Genomic DNA, 24258 nt, shown 5'->3' on the forward strand with positions numbered 1-24258 from the left:
CTCCCGGCGAGCGCCACTTCTCAGCGGACCAGACGCACCCGATCTCCCCATTCTGCGGCTGACTGATACTGGCGATGACACCGCCGACAGGCAAAGTCGAATCCACGGTAATTTTACCAAACTGGATGTGGCTTTCCGGCATTGCCAGTGTTGGTGCCAGCGTATCGCAGCCAGCCAGGGCCAGTCGGGACAGTGCAACCCCAACCAACAAAAGGGTTATTTTCAAAATATTCATCACTTGCATACCTCATCGATCTCAATGACCGGCTGATTGATTTTGCTTTTTGGGATCGAAACGTTGGCAGAGCAGGTCTTCTGGCCCAGCGAAACGGTGACATGGCCTTTAGCCGGTACGCCGCTGAGATAGACCTGACCTTTTTCGTCAACAATGCCATTTGCACCACCTTCCATCGTGGCGATAGCCCCAAACGGCACGGGTTTGGCATGATGGGTCAAGTGCATCAGCACGCGATATCCCTTACGGGAGTTGAAATCTGCAACGACAACCGCCCCTTTTGTGGGGACCACGGTTTTTACTGCGTTATCCAGATCCACATTATCGGGTAGTGATTCAGGATCGATCGCCACGCGATTCAGGCGATAAGCCTGCGCAGAAGGGACAACCGTATAACCCCGCCAGTCCGTTCGCACGCCAGTGTTGTTTTGCACCTTCGCGCCTGCCGCGCCAGGGGCTTTGACCAGTACGACCGAATCACCCAGACTTTGCGAGAAGGTTACCCCCCAGGGGTGGGCAATGATCCCGCCCTGCGCGCCATAATTAATCTGATGGCTATCGGCATCATAGTTATAGCCACCACGCACCTCACCGTAAGTCCCTTTCCAGCTGGCACTGGCATTTCCGCTTGTCCCCACGTCGCGACCGTTAAAGCTTTCCTGAATGCTGTAACTGAGGTTGTTATCTTCCAGTGCCGTACCGCTGAGTCCAATTTGATGACGGGTACTTCCGTGAGTACTGCTGTTCATGTTGTAGCTGGCCCAGGCATTTGGTAAGAACCGGGAAAGCGGTACCTGCAGACTGAAAGCAACCTGACGGTCATCATCCTCATCGCCGTCCAGCGAGTGGGTGTGGGTATAGCTCAGGCTGTAGGTGATGCCTTTCACGCTTCCGTTCCAGCCAGCACTCAACGTGCGATCGGAACCACTGTTATCCCAGTAGCTCTGGCGATAGCCACTTAAATAGAAGGAGCCCCAGTCGCCGACAGACTGGTTAATCTGAAGCTGTAACTTTTGACGTTTGTGGCTGTCTGTATTGTCCTGGGCGTCCGGACCATAAAAATTTTCATTCGCATCTTCGAAGGAGTAGTAATCTGCCGTTGAAAAACGCGAGGCCGCCAGCGTCAGATTCGTGTCCGTAGAATCAATGCTCTTCGCATACTGAACACGTACTGAACGCCCCTGAGCACTATCACCCGTGTTAAAGGTTGTTTTAGCCTGAGTCAGATCGGCGGAAACCGACCCCAACTCACCAAGACTCATCCCCGCCCCGACTGCCGCAGAGGCATAATCACGGGAATAAAGCACGCCGCCATACAGGGACAGACCATGGGGCAAGCCATAAATTAATGTTCCCTGAATAAAGTCAGGTTCATTCGCTCCCGATGAGGAAGAGCTGTATTTCCCCGCGACAAGAGCATAGCTATATTGCCCCTCGCGCTGCATCACAGGGACCGAGGAAAATGCCTGGGTGAAATGACGTTCACTGCCATCTGCCTCTTTGATCGTAACGTCTAAATCCCCGCTGTTAGAGGTGGAATACAGATCGTCGATAACGAAGGCTCCTGGTGCAACGTAGGTTTGATAGATGACGTTACCATGCTGTTTGATGGTCACTTGCGCATTTGATTTGGCGATCCCACGAATAACCGGGGCAAATCCGCGCTGGCTGTCCGGCAACATGCTGTCATCTGACGCCAGCTGAAGCCCGCGCATTTTAACGCTGTCGAAGATTTCGGCATCTGTGTAGGTATCCCCTACCGTAAACTGCGAGCGCAATGACTGAATATCACGGGACAAAGAGGTACTAATGGTATTCCAGTGGCCCCCATCCGTTTCGTTGTAGTCCCAGGTTGAGCTGTTACGCAAACGCCACGGACCGATATTGATCCCACCCTGAAGGTTAGCGTAATACGATTTTTCAGCTTTGCCCGGTTGATCGCGCCGCCAGGTATCTGAGCCGCTCAGGTTATAATTCAGCAGTACCGCAGGAATACCTTCATCCCATAACGAAGGGTCGACCCACCCCTGAGCCTGCTTATCCATCGCCGCCTGTGGAATCGTGACATTAAGTTTCATCGCCTCAAAATTGATTACGGCTGTTGCATCGGGAATATATTCCCCAATATCCCGCAAAGGTTTTTCCTGTGGCGCACGATTCAGTTCAGGAAAGGCCTCAACTTTAACGCCCCAGCGAGAAAGCATGGCCGGTGTAATTTGTGGCGTAAGGTTTCCCTTATCGCCTTCAATGAAGCTTATATTTTCAGCATCAGCTAACGGTGTGCCATTGACGGCTATACGCACATGATAAACACCAGGCAGCTGTCCACCAGGCATAATGAGCCGGGAAATGTCTACCGGCTGCCCTGATGGATTACCTATTTCCAGCGCATGCAGGTTAAATATTTCTTTCGCAGAAGTATTACCTGAAATCGCCATAATGGCGACCGCCAGAATTTTTAATCTGGTATTAATAAACATGATAAATAACCTGCGTAGCGTTATACGCTTGTATTGGCGGCCTCAGTGATACCACCAAAATCATTAATAGCCTGCCAGGTCACGCTGACACGGCCATTCATAGGTACGACATAATCGGATTGGCCAAATGGTGGGACCATATCAGCTTCCTTAACGTCTTTGCCGTTAACCTTCAGAGAGTAAAAGGTAACGTAGTAACCCGTAGGATTACTCACATGCAAATGCGAACCATTGCGGCTGAACTGTAGCGATTTATAGCTATCCTGCGGATTTCCTTTAATATCAGCAGGGCGGTAAAATAGTTTTATACGTGACTTCACCACCATCTGCAGCGTATTGTTATTTGCTGCCTCACTGTCCGTCGCGGGGATTGACTTGACATTTAACCAGTACAGAGTCTCTTTATTCCCCACCGTTTGCGCACCGGTATGCACTATACGTAGAATATTTTCCTTACCCGGTTCTGAACGATACAACGGGGGTGTAACAATAAACGGGGCTTTGCGGGAGCTATTGTTTCCCTCTACCCAACTCTGGACTAAATAGACTGAGGAGTTCGCAGGGTTTTTAATAGAAAGCGTAGCTTCTTTGTTTTTAGCCTGATAAATCACTCGCGTACCGCCGATTGATATACCCGCCTCTGCCGGGATGGAGATAGCCATCAACAAAGTAGCCGCAAGCAACGAAGCCGTTACGGCTGCCTTTTTATGAAATACGTACATAATATCCTCTCGGAATAGCTTAAATAAGATACGTCCCTGTAGTGATTCCTTTTTAATGTCTGCGCATTATTTATAACTCATCGTGAACTCCGTGGTAGCATTAGCCGTACCTGCCACAACAGTCGAGCCCGTAGAGATATAACGCGCCGTGAATTGCAGATTATTTGTGACCCCTGTGGTAATGGGGTAGTCCATTGATGAAGTCTTCAGATCAAGCGGATTACCAGAAGCGTCAGACAATTCGACAGCGACACCGGATGCCACCCCCGCATCTGAATCAAGCGCCAGAAGTGAGCTATCCGTACTGTCGCTTGTCCCATCAAATTTGACGTTCGCCGCGGTCAGCGTTGCAGGACAATTGCTCAGGCTCAAAACAAAGCTAGTGGGTGCAGCACGCAAACCTGCAGAACCATTTAGTGTGGACTGAGATATTTTCCCTAAATCGACGGTCATATTCTGAGAGGCCGCATCAACAGTACAAGCCTCATCTGAAATGCTGCCTGTAAAGTGAATTGTCCCATCCGCAGAATAGGCATTAATAGTGGTTACTGCCGCAATAGATGCAGCAATAGTGAGCAAGTATTTTTTCATATCATTACCTGTGTTTTTGTGGTGGATACGGATTATCCACGCACTTATTAAATATAAATAACCTTTGTCTGCTGAGTATTGACAACGCTACTTATCAACATCCTTCAGCCCTTTAAATATAACTATTTTAAAAAATCAAACAACCCGACTCGGATTTTTAAAAAAACCAATCGAATATCAATTAAACTTTTAAAATTAAAGGGTTAAGCTAAATTCAACACTGAAAAAAGCAATACTGGTAATTTAATTTTAAATAAATTTCATGGAGAGACGAAGGGCATTTCCTCTGCCTATACCATACAAAAAGGAAGTGTTCATACATTCTTAGTTCAAAATTAAATTAGCAGTACGTTGAAATGTATTTTTAAAAGAATTTAAATTAAAAAATAACCTTGAGATACATAGCGTTACTCCCGGAAAGTTACAAATAGCCATACGTAATTTTTAAAAAAATATTTTTATTGTTGTTTTTTCTAAAAAATCGAGGTTAGAATTATTAAAAACATCACAATCTAATTATCACTTAATCTTCCAGCATCTGGCGGTTAGATTCAAACGCTGCGCATCTAAATATTCGTGAGAGTGGCATGAAAAAAGAAATAGATATAAAACTACTTAACATCATCAATACCCTGGTCGTGACGCAAAGTGTCACTAAAACGGCTCAACAATTAAAAGTGAGTCCGGGCTCCATCAGTTATGCGTTGAAAAAAGCGCGCAGCATCACAGGCGCTCATCTTTTCATTCGTACACGGAATGGTATGAAACCTGATACGACAGCTAAAGAACTGAGTCAACGGTATCAAAAATTTACGGGTAACAGTATTCCCCCCACTTTTAGCGAAAGTGCGACAGGCAAAAATACCTTGAATATCATGACGTTCACACCTGTTGAAATGATGTTAGCGAAAATCGTTAAAGAGAGTCGCGTCTGGAACAGCGATCTACGCTTCAACTTTTTTCCCTATGACTCCAATAGCAACGATCGTCTCGAAAGAATAAAAAATGGTCTGATCGATATTGATATTGGTTCCAAACTGCCAGCCGACAAACTCGTTAATAAGATCAAGCTGTTTTCGACTCCCGTTTCTCTCCTGGCGAATCAACATTCAGGGTTAGAAGATACGATCACGCTCATCGACTGGCAGGAGAGAAAACATGCGGTTTGGTCAGTTTTCAGTGATTACTATTGCGATAATCTTTTATCCTCACAAAATGTTGTCAAACATATGGAGGAGAGAAAAATAGCCATGATTTCCGCCAGTATCATTAACATGGTTGCTTTTTGTGCCAACAGTAAATGCATTATGATGATCCCTGATTATTTTGCCCATGTTTTTACGTCGACGTTTCCAGTAAAAAAGTTGTCTATGCCACCGGAACTGTCTCTTAAATACGATTGCTATTTCCATTTTAGCAATACACTTTTTGATTATGAAGAGATGAAACTCACCGCTAATGAGATCGTTTCTCATTTTAAAAATATAAATCAGGGCAATCAAGACGATTTTGTAACCCCTCCTTAAAGGATTTATTGAATGTGCCAGATAAATATGCGGCAATTAAAAATCATCAATACGCTTATTGAACAAAAGAGTGCTGTCAGCGCAGCTAAAGAACTGAATATTTCACCGTCTTCAATCAGCTATGCTCTTAACCAACTGAAAAAGCAAACTGGACAGGCATTATTTTTACGCACGCGTCAGGGATTACGCCCTACCGAATATGCAGTCAAGTTACAGGAAAAATACGCTGAAATTGCTGAAATTAATGCCGGAAAGAGTGAGTTTGTTATCGCCACCTACTCCTTGATAGAGATGCTGTTAGCCGATCATTTGCACCCTAAAACAGATTCCTTAATGCATTTTACGGTGATGGGAAGCACAGAGGAAGAGCGCCTTAAAAAGCTAAAACACCGGGAGGTGGATATCGATATTGGAGGCAGATTGCCGGATGACCGCGCCATTATCTGCAAGCGACTGGTTATCTCGGATATATGTACGTTGGCTAACCGGGATCACCCTCGGATAAAGGATGGCATACTATTGGATGACTGGAACGAGTATGAATTTATCAACTGGCAACGCGGTTTAGACAGCATCAGAGGGTTGGTCGAGCAAATAGATTATGACCTTTTTATGCAACGCAAAGTGGTGTGGACGAGCCCAAATCTCCTGTCACTTGCATGGCATTGCGCTATATCAAAATACCTTATGGTGGTACCAAAGGTGTTTTTAGCACCATTGCAAAAGCGTTTTCCTCTTCAGGGATGTCAATTGCCAGAACGCTTTAACATGTCATTCGACTGTTTTATCCATTATCATCAGGCGATGGAGAAAAATATCGCCATGCTGGCCCTTGATCGTATTTCGGATACATTGATGCTTCAACACCCCATAGATAGCAGGTCTGAAACATAGTGCTCACACTATTTTCGATATTTAAATTTAAAATTTAAATAATCTAAACATTAAACACTTCCAATTATAATTATCACTTTAGTATCATTTCGCCATGGAAGATAAAAAAGGGGTTGATCTATGATATCATTTGTGAGCGATAATTATTTTTTGTGCAAAGGAATCCCCTCTACTGTATTCTTTGTAAGCAATGTGAGCAATATTTTAGAGATCAAAAAGTTATGTTATTTGAACAACCCAAACTCCGTTATCGTTGCTATTGAAAATGAAGTGTTACGAGTCAGAACGACAAGTCTACTACGAGATTTGAGCACACCACATATTGTTATGCTAGATGAAATAAAAAAAGACACAGCGGTCAAGATCGACAGTGGTATTTACTCGTCATTACGATCTTCGATCAAGTATATAAGCAACCTGGCCAATAACAGAGAAAAAGTCAAACAAACGTATTTAACGAACAGAGAATATGATTTTTTTAAACTCGCTCATTTAAGCAATCATCGTATCGCCAGTCTAATGAACATTTCAGAAAAAACCACCAGTGCGTATCGCATCAGAGTGAAAAATAAATTGAACTTACGTTCATCAAATCACCTGTTGATGTGCCGGGCATTAAACACAATCATGATAGCTTCAGAATCAGAGTGATTGTGAGACAGGAAAACGTGCCTACCGACTTATCTCTGGGATCGATGTTGAGATATGGACATAAAAAAAGCCCCTGCGATAGAACTATCGCAGGGGCTCTAATTTGGCGGAAGCGCAGAGATTCGAACTCTGGAACCCTTTCGGGTCGCCGGTTTTCAAGACCGGTGCCTTCAACCGCTCGGCCACACTTCCTGAGTGAGGCGAACTATAAACACCTCACCGCGTGCTGTAAAGAGTGGCTGCTCTCGTTCGCTGTAAAAATAGTCAAAACGTGCTTAATCGGTTGAACTGACAACACATCGGCGATTTTATCAGCATAAAATCCAGCCCTCTCGCTTAGTGCTTTTTGATGTACATATCTTTTGTGAAGTAGTACCCCAGCTTATCCGGCGTAAAGCCACCTACCCACGGTTTCACCAGGTGCGTACGGACGTAGTGATAAACCGGAATGGCCGGCACATCACGCCCAAGCAGATCTTCCGCCTGCTGGTAGAACTTACCCCGTTCTGCCGCCGTTTTGGCCTTTGCGGCGTTGATCAAGGCTTGATCGTAGTCCGGGTTGCTGTACTGGCTGGTGTTTTCGCTGTCGCCGGTACGGAAGTTGTTCAGGAAGGTCGCCGCGTCGTCGTAGTCGGCAATCCAGGCGTAGCGCACCGCGTCAAAGTTATGGGTGTGCATGGTATCCAGCATGGTTTTCCACTCCTGATTTTGCAGCTTCGCGTCTACGCCGAGGTTTTTCTTCCACATCGAGCTGGCCGCAATCGCGATGCGCTGGTGCGATTCAGAGGTGTTATAGAGCAGGTTGAAGCTCAGAGGATGGCTTTCGTTATACCCGGCCTCGTTGAGCAGTTTTTTCGCCTCAGCGATGCGTTTGTCCAGCGGCCAGCTGGCGTAATCCGGGTTCTGCAGCTTGATCCCGCCGATGTCCGGCTGGCTAATCAGCCACGCCGGGCGCTGCCCCTGCCCCATTACCTTCTCAGCAATAATGTCTTTATCCAGCGCCATGTTCAGCGCCTTGCGCACGCGCGCGTCGTTGAACGGCGGTCGGGTGGTGTTGAATTCGTAGTAATAGGTCGCCAGCTGCGGGGAGACGTCCAGCTGGCTGCCCAGCGTTTTCTTCAGCTGAGCAAACTGGTTAATGGGTACCGTATACACAATGTCAATTTCGCCCGCTTTATAGCGGTTCACATCCGAGGCCTCGGAGGTGATGGGAAGATAGGTGACTTTGTTAATAACGGTATGCGCGTTATCCCAGTAGCGCGGGTTACGCTCCGCCACAATGCGTTCGTTGACCACCCACTGGGACAGCTTATACGCCCCGCTGCTGACGAAATGCTCCGGTTTGGTCCACTTTTCACCGAAACGGCCAATCAGCACTTTATCCACCGGCACCAGCGACGGATGCGCCAGCATCGCCAGAAACGCCGCGTTGGGCTGGGTGAGCGTCACTTCCAGCGTGGTGTCGTTAATTGCTTTTACGCCCAGCGTGTCGGGGGATTTTTTCCCCTGGGCGATATCGGCCGCGTTGACGATATGCATGTTGCCAGGATAGCTGGCGTATGGTGAAACGGTTTTTGGATCAACCAGGCGCTGCCAGCTCCAGACCACATCCTCTGCGGTAATGGCCGTCCCGTCGCTCCAGGTGATGCCCGGACGTAAGTGGAACGTCCAGACGGTGTTGTCCTTGTTCTCCCATTTTTCCGCCAGCCGGGGTTGAATTTCCCCTGACGGGGAGACGCTCACCAGCCCTTCGAATAAATCGCTGATAATATTGAATTCGACATCGCTTTCGACTTTATGCGGGTCGAGCGAGGCCGGTTCGCTGCCGTTGTTTCTGACCAGTTCCTGTTTTTCGGCCAGCGCTGTTCCTGCCGGCACGTTAGCCGCCCAGGCTGCCGTGCTGGCGCACAGGATCCCGGCGGTAAGTAAAGAGAGCGTAAAGCGCGTGCGTGTTTGTGGTTTCATTTCCTTCGCCTTATTGTCTGTTTTATGACGATCCGGAGATAACTCTTAGCGCCCGAAGGGAAATAACGCAATATTTTTCAGTAACCTATAAGAGGTTGATCTGGTAAATACTTTTAAACCGCCGTTCATACTGGTTACATATGCTTTTGCAGAAGAAACAACCACCTTCAGCGCTAACGTGCTGAGTAAAGATGGGTAAAACCACTTTGAGACTGGCGCGCCGTTTCCTATTCTTTCCGTTAATTACATCTGTCATAAGAGAGTGACTCATGGATCGTATAATTACTTCCTCACGCGACCGCACATCGCTACTCAGCACCCACAAGGTGCTGCGCAATACCTATTTTATGCTCAGCCTGACGCTGGCGTTTTCGGCGATCACCGCTACCGCCAGCACCGTGCTGATGCTGCCGTCTCCGGGCCTGATCCTGACGCTGGTGGGGATGTACGGTCTGATGTTCCTGACCTACAAAACCGCTGATAAACCGGTCGGTATTCTTTCCGCGTTCGCCTTCACCGGCTTCCTGGGGTATATCCTGGGGCCGATCCTGAACGCGTACCTGTCTGCCGGCATGGGTGACGTGATTGGCATGGCGCTGGGCGGTACCGCGCTGGTGTTCTTCTGCTGCTCGGCCTACGTGCTGACCACGCGCAAGGACATGTCCTTCCTCGGCGGTATGCTGATGGCGGGTATCGTTGTGGTGCTGATTGGTATGGTGGCAAACATCTTCCTGCAGCTGCCTGCCCTGCACCTGGCGATTAGCGCGGTGTTTATCCTGCTGTCATCCGGCGCAATCCTGTATGAAACCAGCAACATCATTCACGGCGGTGAGACCAACTACATCCGCGCGACCGTGAGCCTCTATGTGTCGCTGTACAATATCTTCGTCAGCCTGCTCAGCATCCTGGGCTTCGCCAGCCGCGATTAAGCAGATCTGCTGAAACAAAAAGGAGAATGCCTCAGGCATTCTCCTTTTTTTATGCCCTAGTCACCGCGGCAAATATAGGTGGGATAGAGCCGGTCCTGTATCAACCACACGGCGGGTTCGAGCTCGGAGATCGTGAGGTAATAGCGGGCTGTCGGCCTCGCAAAGCTTCCCCACTTTTCGTCCGGGGTATTGTCATTATGCCGACGCCAGGTTTTGGCGTAGCTCAACACGATAACGTTATCATCATCCCGTCGCGACCAGGTAAAATCCACATCCCTGTCAACGATCATGCCCCGGCCTTCCGCCATAGCAGCACCTTTGTACGTTGTTAAGCCGGTACCGTCCCGATGAAAATAGAACTGGGCAACGGTATTGACCCGGACCTCATTCGCTTTTCCCTCATTGCGCGTAAAATTAAATTCCGTACTGCAGGCCAGCGCATCGCGTTTATACAGGCCGCCCGAATAGATAAACAGCGCCAGCGCGCCGCCGGCAAGCGCACCGCCCGCGGCAAACAGAAGTCTCATTTTCATTTTTCTGCCCCGCTTTTATAGCGAATGGTTTTGCACAGGCTGGTTTTATTGACCGGGCATGCGCCAATGAACACTTCATCCGCAGCTGCAAGGTTAAAGCGGGCGCTGAAATAGTAGATATTGTACGCTTCGCGCGCGCACGCCACGTTATTCGCCTCCAGCAGAGCCGCCAGTTTCGAGAGCACCAGCGGCCGGCCATGATCGTTAATAAGCCAAATGCTGCAGCCCGCTATTTTTTGCGCGACGGGCTTTGGCGTCATCGGTATAGCGATCTTCTGCTGCTGGTTAAACAGCAGGCCTAATCCCAGTGCTGATGCTAACAATACCGCCGCCGCGACGCCCCATTTCAGGGAAATACGCTGACGTTTTGCCTCTGACGGAGCCACAGCAGGGTGCGGCTGCGGTTCAGCGGGATGAACGGTCTGCGCAGGCTGGCAAATAACGTCGGCAACAAAACGGAATCCATACCGGGGTATCGTCACAATAAAATTGTGATGTTCACCGAGGGACTGGAAGCCTTTGCGTAATTCACTGACCGCTTTGTTGAGGTTATTTCCAGACGGCGTAAAGCCATACTCCTCCCAGACGCGCGTAATTAATTCTTCCCGACTCAGATCGTGCCCTTTATGACGAATAAACTCCTGTAAAAGGCGAACGGCTGGCGCCGAGAGCGTTAATACAGACTCTGGTTGACCAACAAGACTAATTGCATGTGCTTCAGGATCAAATAACAACGAATTATTGCATATAAAAAACATATTTCACTCTCAGCTATTACCGCAGGCTTTTTTATCCCTGTGACATCGGCAAGAAAATCGCTTCCTGAGCAGGTTGTTTTTTCATCAACAGGAATTTTCTCCCCATCCTGGGTAGCGGCATTTTCTTTTAACTATACAACTTTAAGCCCATCAAAGCAGGATAAATCACTGTATATCAGCGGTTAACTAATACAAATTTTCACAACCTGCTGTTCTGGTTAAAGTTTCCCTGCCCTGAAGCGATACGAAAGCAGACGGTGTCCTGGTGTTAAAAACCGTACAAGAACTCAGAGCAGGCAGGCTGAATGTGAAACAGAAACAAAAAGTGAATATGACAACCGCGTTTTATGTCGCCGCGCTGTCGCTGTCATTTTTCTCAGAAATGACAATGGCCAATATGAGCGTCTATCCAATGGAGCTTAACGTGGATAGCGCCGGTGCAGCGCAAATAAAAGTGGCATCGAAAACGGATGATATTCAGTTCATCCGGGTGAGGCAAAAGAAAATTCTTAACCCCGGAACGGCCCAGGAAAAAGAGATTGACGTTGCTTCATGGAAGGAAGGCGGCGTCGTGGTGACGCCCGATAAATTTGCCCTGGCGGCAGGCGCAATGCGCGTGGTGCGCCTTGTTTCACTGACGCCGCCGGAAAAAGAGACCACCTGGCGAGTCTATTTTGAAGGGGTGAAACAGCCGGACAGCATTATTCCCGGCCAGCCCGAAAGCACGGCAGCGACGGCAAAGCTAGGGGTCAATGTTATCTGGGGGGCGCTGGTACATCTGGCCCCCGCAACGGAGCGCGTTTCGCTGCATATCGATCCCGCACGGGGGACCGTCACCAACGCCGGCACCCTGCGCGTGCCCCTCAGGGAGATCGGTATTTGTCAGTCAGACGACGTCTGTAAATGGATTAAAGAAGACGCCACGATTTACCCGGATACCGAGCGGAAATTAAAAACGCTTAATCAGGTAAACGGCAAGAAATACAAATTCCGCTACTTCAACTGGGTGAAAAAAACCGCTGAAGAAGCTGACTTACCCGTCGTGCAATAACACGACGTCACTGTAAAAACCCTTGTGGTTTGTTTAAAGAGCCAGGGTGCTCATTTGTAAAATATGGAGATATCAATGCGTAAATTTATTAAACCTCTGATGATCGTTGCCGCGATGACCACATCTGCCAGCGCGCTGGCGATCCAGAAAGATATTACCGTCAACGCCAGCGTTGATTCACAGCTGGATATGACTCAGGCCGATAACACGCCGCTGCCAGCGAGCATCGACATGCAGTATCTGCCGGGTCGTGGCCTGGAAAGCTACCGCCTGAACACCAAGGTATGGTCCAACTCCGCTACCAGCAACGTCAAAGTACGCCTCGTTAGCGCAGCTAAGCTCACCAACACGGATGGGGATCAGATTGTACCGATGACGGTTCTTCTGGGTGATAAAACCCTCTCCACCACCGATGCCGAATTTACCGGAACCGAACTGTTCCCGGGCAGCATTGAAAACGGTTCTGCGGTTCTGCCTCTGACCATTTCCCAGACCACCAAAGGCATTCTGAAAACTGGCCAGTACAGCGGCGTTGTGAGCCTGATGCTGACTCAGGCAACCACCACGGAAGGCGGTGCGTAACACCACAGCACCTAAGGAATAACGTCAGAGGGCGCCCGCCCTCTGACGTCAGGATGATGTCGAGGCTCGTTCATGGCGTTTCACAGAAATACTCTCCTTTTTGTTGCTTTATTACCCGCATCTGTCCACCTCGCCTGCGCCGAGATGGCCGTCCCGGCCGGATTCGAGGACCTGGCAAAAACGCAGCGCATGTGGACAGAGGTGAGCTTATACGGCGAGTCGCTTGGCCTTTTTGAAACCGATATCAATCTTGAAACGGTCAGTTTTGTCGCGCCTGAAACCGTGGTCGCGGCCATCAAACGTCAGTTTAACGACGATCCTGCCCTTATCGGCTCCGTTTCCGCCGCGCTGGCCGTTCCGCTTGCCCGTAACGGCAACCTGGCCTGCAGCAGCAACGGCTCCGCGACGGGGTGTGATTATCTCGAAACCCGCCGTGCGGCCATCATCTATGACGAAAACAATGCCCGCATAAACCTGTTTTTTGATAAGCGCTTTTTGCCAAAGCCCTCGGTGGAAAACCAGTGGTATCAGCCTACGCAGGAGACCGAAAATGCGTTGATTCATCAGCAAAATATCAATTTTGTTGCCGACAGGGATTATCAGTCCGCCACCGTTCAGGGCAACGGGGCGCTGGCGCTGACCCAGGACGGCTATCTTAACCTCGACTGGACCTGGCTGGGACAACGCTCGCGTCACCAGCAACAGCAGGAAATGACCGTTAACAATGCCTGGTTCCGCCAGGATTTATGGCGCGAATATTATCTACAGATGGGCGAGATGGATACCCGCGACCTGTTCAGCAACGCCGGGGGAAATATTAACCTCAGCCAGCTGCCGCTGGGCAAAATTCGCGGCCTGCGCGCGGGCTCTACGCGAGCCTGGGTCAACCCGGTTCAGCAATCGAAGGGCACGCCCATTACGGTACTGCTTTCGCACGATGCGCGCATCGACGCGCGCCGCGGCAAGGAGCTGCTGGCCAGCTTTTACCTCAATGCCGGGGCGCAAACCCTGGATACCCGCGCGTTTCCGGATGGAAGCTATACCGTGACGCTGTCTGTTTATGAAAACAACCGACTGACGCGTACCGAGCAGGTTCCGTTTACCCGTACGGGCATTACGCCGTTCGACCGCGTCGAGTGGTTTATGCAGGCAGGGGAAACGGCCAATAACGATCCCAATGACGAACGCAGCCCGGTCGCGCAGGCGGGCATACGCCTGCCCGTCACCCCGACGCTGGCGCTGACCAGCGGTGCAACCGTCATGAAAAGGCAGCACTTCCTGGAAAATGCCCTCGACTGGAGCCGCGGCTTTAACGCGGGCCCGATCGACGGGGTGTTAAGCACGCGCTTTAGCTACCTCTACGGCAGCAAGGGCCAGCGCGGCAATATTCAACAAATCAGCTATAACGACGGGTTTTCGCTGAGCTTCTACCGCAACGCGTTATCCGCAGAAAATTGTGATACCCGCAGCGCAGGTTTTGACGCCGTCAACGGCTGTTATCGTAGCCTCTCGGTCATGTTCTCCGTGCCTGTCGGCTCGTGGTACGCCAGCCTGGGGTATGCGGATAACCGCAACGAAGGGCGCTACGTTACGCGCCGGGAACTGCCTGACCATGACGATCGTCACGACGCCGGCCTGCCGTGGGAGCCGGTGTATATGACCCGCTCCCGCACGCAGGCCTGGCAGGCCGGGCTGAGTAATACCATTAGCGCGCGCGGTCTGAACATCAACAGCAGCATTAACCTGTTTATGCGCAACGACCACTCTCGAGACGGGAAAGACAAAGGCGGCTATCTGAGCGTCAGCCTCTCGATGGCGCATAACCGCCAGGGCGATGCGTCAGGCTATACCTCGCTAGGGGCAACCTGGCAGCACCAGCAGAATCAAAAAAACCAGCTGAGCTACAACGTGGCGCATAACTGGTATGCCGACGCGCGCGGCGAGAATGAATACGGCCTGAGCGCGTCGGGGATCAACAGCGATTCGCTCAACGCCTCGGCGTATACGCGCCAGGGCGGACGTTTTGGTAACGCCAGCCTGACGGTGAGCGACGCGTGGGATCGCCAGGATCGGCGCCATACGTTAAGCAGCAGCGGCAACTACAGCTCCACTCTCGCTCTGTCGCGCGCCGGCCTGTGGCTTGGCCGCTGGGGCGACGGACGCCCGGCTTCTGCCGTTGCGGTAAACGTGGCTACGCCGGAGGACTCCCGGGATTCACGCGTCGCCGTCTCGCTGGATAACGGCGGCAGCGCGGATATCCCGGCCAACAGCCGCGCCCTTTTTGCGGTGCCGGGTTATCAGGCAACAACGCTGACGGTTAATGAGTCGCTGAACGTCTCATCAGGCGCCAGCAGTGAAATCACGCAGGGTTCCGGCAGCCGGACGCTCTTTATGGTGCCGGGCAAAATGCTTCGCCGGGACGTGCAAACCACCACCCGCTACACCTGGCTCGGCCAGCTTACTGACGAACACCATTCGCCGTTCGTGGGCGGCGTGCCGCTGAACGTGAACGGCTGGAACGATCTCGGCAATGGCGGTTTCAGCGCCCAGAGCGACGCCCTGCTCCGCAACCTTTATCTGGTGCGCCAGCAGCAGTTTTATCAGTGTGAGCTGAGCGTAAAAAGCATGCGCGACGTGGTGCGTTACGTCGGGTCGATCCCGTGTCGGGAACTCACCTTCTCCGCCCTGCCGGATTCGGTCCAGCACCAGGCGCAGCTGATGCTCGCCGGACGTAACGTGCCGACGGGGCCAACGGCCATGAATGCAGAGCACCTCACCAAAGGGAAATGATGTGAACAACTACCTCTTTATTTTGCTTTTTTTGACCTTGTGGAGCTGCCAGACGCTGGCGGGCGTCCCTGCCGGAAGAAATTCCAGCGTAGGGATTAGCTACGATCGCGCGGTGCCGCCTGCGCGCTTTGATATCTGGGTCCATGAACCGAGCGGTTACGACACTGTTGACCCACAAAAGTGGGGACGCAACACCCTGACCTGCCAGTCCCGCACCGACCCGACGTACGGGGCGTGTATGACAGCCCCGGTCTGGTTTTCCGCGAACCCGGCCGCCCCCTACGCCATTACGCTGCGCTTTACCCACGCGTCGACAAATAAAACCGCAGATGTGAAGGTCTATGGCGAAAAACGTATGTTTATCAACAACAAAGTTTTCACTTTTGCCAGCTTTGTCACCGGCGGTACCGGCGATCTCTCGGCCTGGAACCGGGAGCCCTATTTTGATTTTTACATCGTTAAAGGCGAACTGGACAAGCTCGCCCAGCCGGGCATCTGGACCGCAACGCTGAAGCAGGACCTGCGCGAATGGGGAAGCGCCGACTGCGGGGGCAACTTTAACGACGTCAACGTCGGATGTCCGGGCTACCTCACCATAGCCCGCTGGCAGGCGACGATACGCATTGAGGTGGTCGATCCGGGTAATCAGCAGATTTATCTGCCGGCGTTCCCCCACTCAACCCCGATGGTTAACCTCAACCTGACCAATTTTCCGGGGCGGCCCGGCGGCAGCGAAATCCAGGGCGAGAGCGCGCTGGATATGTGCCTGTATGACGGCAAAAACAGCGCCAGCACGCGCGTTTATCTGCGCTTTGAGGATGACGGTTTAGCGGCAACGGGCCGTACTGAGGGGGCGTTTTCCGTCAGACGACGCGGTGGAAGCCAGACCGAAGCGCGGGATCGGCTCGATTATCAGGTGACGGTGATCAACCCGGTAACGGGCGCAGCAGAAACCGCGGCGAATGGCAAAACGCTGGTCTGGCAGGGCACTAATGACCCGCAATATCTGCGTCAGGTTGTGCTGCCGGGTGGACGGGAGAGCGTACTTTGTGTCCCAGCCCCCATCGTTCTGAAAACGCCCGCGTTTGCTGCCAGCAGTAAAAATGCCGGGGATTACACCGGCACGCTGCGCGTTATCTATACGCCCAGTACCTTATAGAGAGGCCATCGTGAGTTACGCCATCCTCGATAACAATCGTTTTTATGCCGAAGGGTTGCGCTACGCCCTTCTGCGCCGTAACGCTCAGACGCAGGTTGAGAGCGGTACGGTAAAGTGGTGCCGTTCGCTGCTGGCCTGTAACACCCTCGTTGTTCGCTGCCGCTTTTCCGTCTCGGGGGCGCACCTGGCGCTGGTCGACATTCTGCTGCAGCTGGAGGCCAGGCGCTGGGAAGGAACGGTGTATCTGGTGTGCAATGAAAAAGGCTGGGCGCTGGCTACCCATCTGCGAAAGCGGTTTGCCGCGCTGACCTTATATATCATTGACGACCGGATTGCCGTCGCGGATGCGGCATATCTGCTTGCCAGAGAGCCCCGCCGGGTGCGCACCCTGAACTGTTGCCTGACGGGCATGGAGTTCAACGTTCTCGACAGGCTGGTGAACGGACAATCGGTAAGGCACGTCGCGCATATGACGCAGATGAGTGAAAAACAGGTCTCGACGTATAAATGCAACGCGCTAAAAAAGCTTAATGCCAACAATCTGCTCCAGCTTCTTCTGTAGGTCGAGGTTTCTCACGCCGCCCCTTATTTGCTAGACTAGGGGCGGTTTTTACTTTATCGACAGAGCACTATGTTCATTTTTGCAGGCCAGGAAATTGAGACCGATAGCGAAGGCTATCTGAAAGACACGACGCTATGGAGCGAGCCGCTGGCGGAGAAAATCGCCGAAAACGAAGGCATCGCCCTCTCCCCCGAACACTGGGAAGTGGTGCGTTTCGTGCGCGAATTCTATCTCGAATTCAACACCTCTCCGGCGATCCGCATGCTGGTTAAAGCCATGGCCAACAAATTCGGCGAAGAAAAAGGCAACAGCCGCTATCTGTATCGCCTGTTCCCGAAGGGCCCGGCAAAACAGGCCACCAAAATTGCCGGCCTGCCAAAACCGGTGAAGTGTATTTAATACCGAATACCGAAGTTCACATATTCCCTGCCGGGTTGATGCGGTTCCGTTAAAACCTTATCAACCCGGGCGCTGCGCGGCCCACCCGCCTTCAGCCACGCCATCAGTTTTTCAACCTGCTCCGCGTCGCCGCAGGCGACGACCTCAACGCTGCCGTCGTCCATATTGCGTGCGTATCCCGTTAGCCCAAGCGTCATCGCTTCGCGCTGGGTGCTGTAGCGGAAACCGACGCCCTGAACGACGCCGTGGACCCAGGCAATGGTGCAGACTTTTGACATTTTTCTTCTCCTTAGCGTAGCGTTTTCGGCAAACAACCGTAGTGCTGCCGGAAACGGGCGGTGAAACGAGAGCTGGAAAGATACCCACATTGTAATGCGATTTCACCAATCGGTAGTCGGGTCGACTGAAGCTGAGACAGCGCCACGGCCATCCTCACCTCCTCCACGATCTGGCGAAAACTCTGCGACTCTTCGCGTAAGCGTCTGCGCAGCGTCGGCACGCTTAGGGCCAGACGGCTGGCGACGTCCTGCGCGGTCCAGGCTCTGGCGGGCGACAGCATAATGAACTGCCGCACCTGCTCGGTCAGGTTACTGTTTCGCTCAATAAGCAGCGGACCCGCCACGCCATCATTCAGCAATGCCAGCAGAAGGCCGAAGGCCTGATGTTTTTGCAGCGCCTCCGGTAAATCCTGACGCACGGCGTGCAGCAGGTTATCCCACATAAACGCCAGCCCCTCGCTCAGCGGGGCACAGAGTGAATGTGATGTCGTTCGCGGCCAGGACTTCAGGTAATGCGCTTTAAACTCGGCGAGGATCTCCGGGGACAACATCAGTAAATCAGAATGAAAAAAACCGTTCGCGGGCTGATTGATAATCTCCATCGTCGTATTGGCCGGGATAATGATGAGCTCGTCCCGGGTGGCCACCAGGCGGTTATCGTCCTGAACAATTACCTTACTGCCATGCGTGATATGGCAAATGGCCGGGAAAAAGAGCTTAACCTGGTGCAGACGATGCATTTTGCTGGCGTTCACTTCACCCGCCGTGAGGTGTTTATATCGAAAATGGAACTCCTGCACCGGTTTATCCTTATCTGCTGTAGGTTGCGGTTAACTGGGCTTTTTCCAGAACGTGGCTGTGGAGCATAAAACCGACCAGCGCACCGCTGGCATTTTTGTCGACGGGCAGTTTATCCACGTCCAGCGCCCAGACGGTCATCTGATAGCGGTGGGGTTTGTCTCCCGCAGGTGGACATGCGCCGCCGAAGCCAGAATAACCGAAATCATTACGCCCCTGCACCGCGCCGGCAGGTAATTTTTCGCCGTTTGGGTTTCCGGCATCAGCGTGCAGCGTCGTTACCTTCGCGGGAATATTGACTACGGTCCAGTGCCACCAGCCGCTGCCGGTGGGCGCATCCGGGTCATATACCGTGACGGCAAAACTTTTCGTACCGGCTGGCGGATTTTTCCACGCCAGCTGCGGAGACTGGTTACCGCCGTGGCAGCCGAATCCCTCGAATATCTGCGGCTGCGCTAAATGGCGCTCGCCGGAAATATCCTCACTGGTGATGCTGAAAGGCGTTGCCGCTGAAACCTGAAAACTGATTGCCGCCAGAGCGGCTATTGCTATCACACTGCGCTTTTTCATGGGTGCTTCCTTTGCTGTACCGGAAGCCCCACTGTAATGCCTGCTGCAATGCCGTAATGTGCCTAAGCGATTTGATTTTGTGCCGAAACGCTCAACGTCATCCGCAGATGATTGAAATGTCCGGTAACGACGTTACCAGCGGCATTCTTCGGGCAGTCAATGCTATGATGATCGATATCCTTGCGACAATGGCATCACAAGATTATGAATCCCGCCGTAAACGCCAGGCACAGGGGATCGAAAGAGCAAAACAGGCTGGCTTGTATACGGGAAAAGAAAAAGATATGGAAGCCCGTGAAACAGTTCGTGAAATGCTGGCGCAGAATGTTAAACCAGCCCACATCATGAAAGCGGCAGATATCAGCCGTGCAACGTTCTACCGCATCAAGAAGGAGTTAGTAAGCTAATTATATTTGAGTTAGATCGGAAGAATGCTCTCGGATATGACCGCCCACCATGAGCAAGGTGCAGATATTGCATACTTTCTTTTGGTCATGCGAGTGTAAATATCCCGCTGAATATAGCATATTCCATAGTCAGGTTTCCTTAACCACATTATCATCAATGGCTTCATAAACTATATAATCGTTATCACCTGTGTACTGGCATTTCTGTTCCTCCAAATATCCATCTGCGAGATACAGAACCCGGTCGGCAGAGGCAATGGTTTCCGGGCGATGGGCAACCAGCAGGACAGGTAGCCCCAACTGGCGTAGTGTCTGGCTTATCTGTATTTCACTCTCAACATCAAGGTGGCTGGTCGCTTCGTCCAGTAATAAAAATCCCGGTTGTTTGTACAACGCTCTTGCCAGCAAAATACGTTGCTTTTGCCCTCCGGAGAGTACACCACCGGTTTCACCGATTAATGTCTGATATCCCATCGGCATTGCCATGATATCAGTGTCAATCAGCGCCAGACGGGCGCACTGGATCATTCTTTCCTGATTGCGGTCTTCGCTGAAGAAAATGATGTTATCTGCAATGGATCCCCTGAAAAGGTGATCATCCTGCAATACGGTACCAATCCGCCGTCGTACCTGAAAATAATCGGGGTGCGTTTGCGGTATGCCAAATGTTCTGATTGTCCCTTCATCAGGAATATGAATTCCCAAGATAAGTTTTACCAGCGTCGATTTTCCGCACCCAGATTTACCCGTAATGGCCACCACTTCACCTGGCTGAAGCACCAGTGAAATTCCGCGAAGTATCGGTTTGTTCCCGCCCTTGTGGCTGAATACGATGCGCTCGATAGATAACGGGGGATGAGCTTTCGGAGTCCCACTAACTACGGAGGTAATGACAGAAGTACTGACATCTTCATGAACGGACCGTTGCTGATGCCCTTCTGTTTGGGTTAGCACAATGTCAGCCAGACGCTCATTATAAACATCAAGCATACGCCAGGAAAAAAACTTGTCAGTAAGGCTGCTAATACTCGAAGAAAAACGCATCTGATAAGACAAATAGGCAACCAACATACCGACAGTAAAAGTGCCGTTCAGCACCTCGCCAGCACCTTTCCACAAAATAACCGCCGATACCACACTGCCGGTCAAGGTGTGCGCAATGTCATAGCACATCAGCAGACGACTCTGGCGCAACTGCGTATTTCTCCGGGTGACGTTGAGATTCAGCCAGGCGGCTTCCCGAAATGCAGTCACACCGTTTATTCTCAGGCTTAGGATCCCGTTAAGGGTTTCAAGAAAATATCCTGATTCCCTGGCACCAGCATCCCAAGCGTCTTCTGCAGACTGTCGAAGAGACGGATACCAGAGCACTCTCAGAACGCCGTAGATGACGGCTACAAGTACCGCTATCAGCGTCATTTCAGGACTGTATAACAACATCATACAGAGTGCTGTTACCACAAGCAGCACATCCAGAATGCCTTCAAGTACCTGCGTGGTCAGCGCCTGCTGGATGGTATCTACCGCATCAAAACGCGCGTTAATACTCCCCTTACTGCGTGCATCGTACCAGGAGAGAGGGAGACGGACCAGATGATGGAACACCCGGGCAGTCCACTGCATATTAAAATTAACAGCCAGGGTGAGACTGGCCCACTGACGGGCCAGCGACAGCAGCATCTGGGTAAGTGACAGCAGCAACAGGGCGATGATAATAACGGTCAACAGGCTTCGATCGGCGGCAACCAGGACCTCATCAATCACCAATTGGTTGAGAAGAGGACTTCCTAATGTCAGTATCTCCAGTGCCAGGGCAAAAACGATGATGCGTGACATTGCTGCCAGCAGGCCGGGTGTTTTTCCTGTCAACTGGCGCAGACGAATTTTCTTTCTTTCATCCCTGGCGGTGAAATCGCTGGCTGGAATCAGCTCCAGCGCGACGCCGGTGAAGTGCTTCCCGGCGTCCGTCAGGGGAATTGTCACCTTCCCCTTATCGGGATCATGTATAACCAGCCTGCTACCGCGAACCTTATGAAGTACAACGAAATGATTCATGTTCCAGTGGAGAATACAGGGTAGAGAAAGAGACTTCAGGTCTTCCGGCTCCAGCCTGACGGCGCGGGAAGACAAATGGATACCGGCAGCACATTCAATCAGCCTCTGCAGGGTCATTCCCTGAGTACTGATACTGAAACGTTCACGGAGCGTGGGTAGATCCGTCTGCAAACCGTGCCAGCTGGCCATCATTGCCAGACACGCCAGGCCACACTCCGCTGACTCTGTCTGGCGGATGAGGGGAAGCCGTCTTTTCCCTGTCCAGTTCAGCGCTCCCATTACAGTTTTCCTTTCAGGCTCCAGAGCGGTTCTGTAAGCCACTCCCACAAATGACGCGTATCCAGGCTGACGTCCCCCTCAAGGGTCATACCGGGTCGAAGAGGTTCTTTTTTTCCATAAGCCAGAATAAAAGTATTCTCAGGTTCGACAATGACACGGTAGTGCCCTTCATTCTCCTTCCAGGTGACAGGGGATACGGAGATTAAATCTGACGGCGTCAGCGTTGTACGGCTTATCTCTCGAATAGTCCCGTACTGAACACCAAACTTCTGATAGGGGAAAGCGGCGAATCGGAGGGCAACACGTTGCCCCGGCTGGACGAAGCCAGCGTTCTGACTGGTGGCATAGAGTTCTATCTGCAGACGAGCATTGTCGGGAACAAGCGTCATGACAGGTTCAGATGCCCTGACCGACTGTCCCTGTCTGACCAGAACGGCGGCAACGGTGCCGGATACTGGAGCGGTCAGCGTAAAATGCTCCTGTCCGGCCAGTTCATCCTGCTGTTGCCTAATACCCTGCAACTGCCTGTCCAGCTCAGCTTTCCGGCTTTCGCCCTGTACGATGAGATGGGTAAGATCATCTTCAGCAGACTCCATTGCTGTGTGTAATTGCAGAAGCCCCTGACGTTGATCCTCAACGTTTTGTTGTGCCGTGGAGACGTCAATCTGTTTCTGCTGGTATTCGATATCAGAAACGTAATGCGTGCCGGCAAGTTTTTTATAGCGCTCCATGACGGACACAGCCAGCGCAACCTGATGCTCGGCAAGCGACAAGCGCTGCTCTGCACTATTAATCTGAGGTTTCAGGGAGACAATTCGCTGTTGTATGGCGTGCTGCTGCTGACTGTTGTCACGCAATTCCAGAGCCTGTTGAGAAGACAGCATGGCATATTGAGTTCTCAGGGACATGCTCATGGCAGCCAGTGTACCTGTGCCCTGTTCGTTATAATGCTCGCCGCTGATATGGTAAACGGACTCACCTGCAATGACGTGCTGACCTTCTGAAACAGTCTGTCGGGTGACGTACCCTGCATATTGAGGTGTTATCTTCACCAGTCCGGATGAAGGCATAACAATACCTGTAAGATGTGCCTTGCGGGTATAGCTACCAAAATAAACGAATAGTGCGACGCTCAGAACCAAGAATATTGTAGTAACGGCGCATACTGACATGCCGAATGAAGCGGGTAAGACAATTTCTCCGTACCCGGTATCACTATGATGATTTAATGCTTCTTCCCTGAATATACTCATAGTTATAAAACGTTCTGAATATTTAACAATATAACGAACCCATTCATACCTGAGTGTATCAACATAGGATAGAAAAGAGATTTGCTTTTTATTTTAACAGCGAATAACAACATCGACACAATAAAAAGAATGCTCTGATCCAGCAAATCATAATACTGCCCATGCATTAGACAAAAAAACAAAGATGTTATTACACACGGAATAACCAGATTCTTCCTGTAAATTGAGCATGCAACTTCGAAGGCACATCCTCTGTAGATAATCTCCTCATAATAGGGTACTACTAGTGTCATTACCAAAACAGTGATCCAGTTTATCTGTGATGGTTCGTAATGGTATAAATAGTCTCTATAGCAGTATACAGCAAGTTGTATAAAAATAATCAAAAGAAATAATACAGCTGAAAATTTAACTGCGACTGGGCTTGCACTTACTTTTATTCGACACCCAGAGATATTTTTCAGGCAAAACAAATAAACTAAAGTAGAAATTAGAATCTCTGCAATGAAAACAATGGAAAAAGCTGTGTCCAGCCCGACATAACGCAGCGTAAAGGCTGGGGATAGAGTTACAATGGTTGATATAATAACCACTACAAGTAAAACGATAGCGCTTTGTTTACTATATATAAACTGGCTCGTACGCTCATTCATTACAAGGGCGTCACTTTATGAAAGTTTTTATTTTTGCTAAAATCATATCAATAAATTTAGCAGTGGAAAACAAGGTGATCAATGTAATTACTATCTTTGAAAATTCCTCAGGAAAGGAAAACCAAGATAGGTCAATAA

General features: G+C 50.9%; 23 protein-coding genes, 1 tRNA gene and 1 pseudogene. 11 read left to right on the forward strand and 14 right to left on the reverse strand.

Going from position 1 to position 24258, the window contains the following annotated elements:
* The 4 genes from UTO39_RS21840 to UTO39_RS21855 all read right to left on the reverse strand — a co-directional run.
* A partial coding sequence (locus UTO39_RS21840; RefSeq protein WP_407065115.1) for a hypothetical protein occupies positions 1 to 235 on the reverse strand: 235 nt, incomplete at its 3' end.
* Positions 235 to 2715 carry a fimbria/pilus outer membrane usher protein gene (locus UTO39_RS21845; RefSeq protein WP_320728082.1) on the reverse strand — a complete coding sequence of 827 codons (2481 nt, stop codon included), beginning with the start codon at positions 2713 to 2715 and terminating at the stop codon, positions 235 to 237. The genes UTO39_RS21845 and UTO39_RS21840, both read right to left, overlap by 1 nt.
* Positions 2716 to 2735: 20 nt before the next feature.
* Positions 2736 to 3437, reverse strand: a complete 702-nt coding sequence (locus tag UTO39_RS21850) for a molecular chaperone (protein ID WP_266178366.1) — start codon at positions 3435 to 3437, stop codon at positions 2736 to 2738.
* Between the two features lie 66 nt (positions 3438 to 3503).
* Positions 3504 to 4028 carry a fimbrial protein gene (locus UTO39_RS21855; protein ID WP_320728083.1) on the reverse strand — a complete coding sequence of 175 codons (525 nt, stop codon included), beginning with the start codon at positions 4026 to 4028 and terminating at the stop codon, positions 3504 to 3506.
* 587 nt (positions 4029 to 4615) lie between these two features.
* Here UTO39_RS21855 and UTO39_RS21860 point away from each other — a divergent pair.
* The 3 genes from UTO39_RS21860 to UTO39_RS21870 all read left to right on the forward strand — a co-directional run bounded on the left by UTO39_RS21860 (position 4616) and on the right by UTO39_RS21870 (position 7099).
* Complete coding sequence (locus tag UTO39_RS21860) at positions 4616 to 5554, forward strand: LysR family transcriptional regulator (protein WP_266178368.1); 939 nt, start codon at positions 4616 to 4618, stop codon at positions 5552 to 5554.
* Positions 5555 to 5566: 12 nt separating this feature from the next.
* Positions 5567 to 6448 carry a LysR family transcriptional regulator gene (locus UTO39_RS21865; RefSeq protein ID WP_266178369.1) on the forward strand — a complete coding sequence of 294 codons (882 nt, stop codon included), beginning with the start codon at positions 5567 to 5569 and terminating at the stop codon, positions 6446 to 6448.
* 120 nt (positions 6449 to 6568) lie between these two features.
* A complete protein-coding gene (locus UTO39_RS21870; protein ID WP_266178370.1) occupies positions 6569 to 7099 on the forward strand; it encodes a LuxR C-terminal-related transcriptional regulator in 531 nt (176 codons plus the stop codon).
* A gap of 104 nt (positions 7100 to 7203) precedes the next feature.
* Here the strand turns inward: UTO39_RS21870 and UTO39_RS21875 are convergent.
* Positions 7204 to 7291: transfer RNA gene (locus tag UTO39_RS21875), tRNA-Ser, on the reverse strand.
* A gap of 144 nt (positions 7292 to 7435) precedes the next feature.
* Complete coding sequence (locus UTO39_RS21880) at positions 7436 to 9064, reverse strand: ABC transporter substrate-binding protein (RefSeq protein WP_320728084.1); 1629 nt, start codon at positions 9062 to 9064, stop codon at positions 7436 to 7438.
* Positions 9065 to 9333: 269 nt separating this feature from the next.
* On the opposite strand from UTO39_RS21880, the gene yccA reads away from it, so the two are divergent.
* Positions 9334 to 9993 carry an FtsH protease modulator YccA gene (gene yccA / locus UTO39_RS21885; RefSeq protein WP_013097244.1) on the forward strand — a complete coding sequence of 220 codons (660 nt, stop codon included), beginning with the start codon at positions 9334 to 9336 and terminating at the stop codon, positions 9991 to 9993.
* Between the two features lie 56 nt (positions 9994 to 10049).
* On the opposite strand, the gene UTO39_RS21890 is transcribed toward yccA, so the two are convergent.
* Positions 10050 to 10526: a hypothetical protein gene (locus tag UTO39_RS21890; RefSeq protein ID WP_061098656.1), complete on the reverse strand. Its 477-nt coding sequence runs from the start codon at positions 10524 to 10526 to the stop codon at positions 10050 to 10052.
* Positions 10523 to 11284, reverse strand: a complete 762-nt coding sequence (locus UTO39_RS21895) for a transcriptional regulator (protein WP_407065116.1) — start codon at positions 11282 to 11284, stop codon at positions 10523 to 10525. The genes UTO39_RS21890 and UTO39_RS21895 overlap by 4 nt, the downstream gene beginning before the upstream one ends.
* Positions 11285 to 11615: 331 nt before the next feature.
* Here UTO39_RS21895 and UTO39_RS21900 point away from each other — a divergent pair, with 331 nt between their 5' ends.
* The 6 genes from UTO39_RS21900 to tusE all read left to right on the forward strand — a co-directional run bounded on the left by UTO39_RS21900 (position 11616) and on the right by tusE (position 17827).
* On the forward strand, positions 11616 to 12335 hold the full coding sequence (locus UTO39_RS21900; protein WP_206689348.1) for a fimbrial protein: 720 nt from the start codon (positions 11616 to 11618) through the stop codon (positions 12333 to 12335).
* Positions 12336 to 12410: 75 nt separating this feature from the next.
* Positions 12411 to 12917 carry a CS1 type fimbrial major subunit gene (locus UTO39_RS21905; RefSeq protein ID WP_028012615.1) on the forward strand — a complete coding sequence of 169 codons (507 nt, stop codon included), beginning with the start codon at positions 12411 to 12413 and terminating at the stop codon, positions 12915 to 12917.
* Between the two features lie 72 nt (positions 12918 to 12989).
* Entirely contained in the window at positions 12990 to 15707 is a 2718-nt protein-coding gene (locus tag UTO39_RS21910; protein WP_320728086.1) for a TcfC E-set like domain-containing protein, read from the forward strand.
* 1 nt (position 15708) lies between these two features.
* The gene (locus UTO39_RS21915) at positions 15709 to 16866 is read left to right on the forward strand and encodes a CfaE/CblD family pilus tip adhesin (RefSeq protein ID WP_320728087.1); all 1158 of its coding nucleotides are present in this window, start codon (positions 15709 to 15711) and stop codon (positions 16864 to 16866) included.
* 10 nt (positions 16867 to 16876) lie between these two features.
* Entirely contained in the window at positions 16877 to 17428 is a 552-nt protein-coding gene (locus tag UTO39_RS21920) for a LuxR C-terminal-related transcriptional regulator (RefSeq protein WP_320728088.1), read from the forward strand.
* A 69-nt stretch (positions 17429 to 17497) separates the two neighbouring features.
* A complete protein-coding gene (gene tusE / locus UTO39_RS21925) occupies positions 17498 to 17827 on the forward strand; it encodes a sulfurtransferase TusE (protein ID WP_028012611.1) in 330 nt (109 codons plus the stop codon).
* On the opposite strand, the gene yccX is transcribed toward tusE, so the two are convergent.
* Genes yccX through UTO39_RS21940 form a run of 3 tightly spaced genes read right to left on the reverse strand, consistent with a single transcriptional unit; the run spans position 17824 to position 19473 of the window.
* Positions 17824 to 18105, reverse strand: a complete 282-nt coding sequence (gene yccX, locus UTO39_RS21930; RefSeq protein ID WP_028012610.1) for an acylphosphatase — start codon at positions 18103 to 18105, stop codon at positions 17824 to 17826. The two genes, tusE and yccX, sit on opposite strands and share 4 nt — an antisense overlap.
* Positions 18106 to 18116: 11 nt before the next feature.
* A complete protein-coding gene (locus UTO39_RS21935) occupies positions 18117 to 18905 on the reverse strand; it encodes an AraC family transcriptional regulator (RefSeq protein ID WP_061098663.1) in 789 nt (262 codons plus the stop codon).
* A gap of 10 nt (positions 18906 to 18915) precedes the next feature.
* Positions 18916 to 19473 carry a kinase inhibitor gene (locus UTO39_RS21940; RefSeq protein ID WP_320728089.1) on the reverse strand — a complete coding sequence of 186 codons (558 nt, stop codon included), beginning with the start codon at positions 19471 to 19473 and terminating at the stop codon, positions 18916 to 18918.
* A gap of 104 nt (positions 19474 to 19577) precedes the next feature.
* Between UTO39_RS21940 and UTO39_RS21945 the strand changes: the two are divergent.
* A pseudogene (locus UTO39_RS21945) lies at positions 19578 to 19880 on the forward strand (serine recombinase); the annotation flags it as partial.
* 129 nt (positions 19881 to 20009) lie between these two features.
* Here the strand turns inward: UTO39_RS21945 and UTO39_RS21950 are convergent.
* Genes UTO39_RS21950 through UTO39_RS21960 form a run of 3 tightly spaced genes read right to left on the reverse strand, consistent with a single transcriptional unit; the run spans position 20010 to position 24120 of the window.
* Positions 20010 to 22214, reverse strand: a complete 2205-nt coding sequence (locus tag UTO39_RS21950) for a peptidase domain-containing ABC transporter (RefSeq protein WP_320728090.1) — start codon at positions 22212 to 22214, stop codon at positions 20010 to 20012.
* Positions 22214 to 23467: an HlyD family secretion protein gene (locus UTO39_RS21955; protein WP_320728091.1), complete on the reverse strand. Its 1254-nt coding sequence runs from the start codon at positions 23465 to 23467 to the stop codon at positions 22214 to 22216. Before UTO39_RS21955 ends, UTO39_RS21950 begins: the two co-directional genes overlap by 1 nt.
* A 2-nt stretch (positions 23468 to 23469) precedes the next feature.
* Complete coding sequence (locus tag UTO39_RS21960) at positions 23470 to 24120, reverse strand: CPBP family intramembrane glutamic endopeptidase (RefSeq protein WP_320728092.1); 651 nt, start codon at positions 24118 to 24120, stop codon at positions 23470 to 23472.
* Between the last annotated feature and the right edge of the window lie 138 nt (positions 24121 to 24258).

Origin of the sequence: Enterobacter sp. 118C5, assembly GCF_034107645.1 — a bacterium.
GTDB lineage: Bacteria > Pseudomonadota > Gammaproteobacteria > Enterobacterales > Enterobacteriaceae > Enterobacter > Enterobacter nematophilus.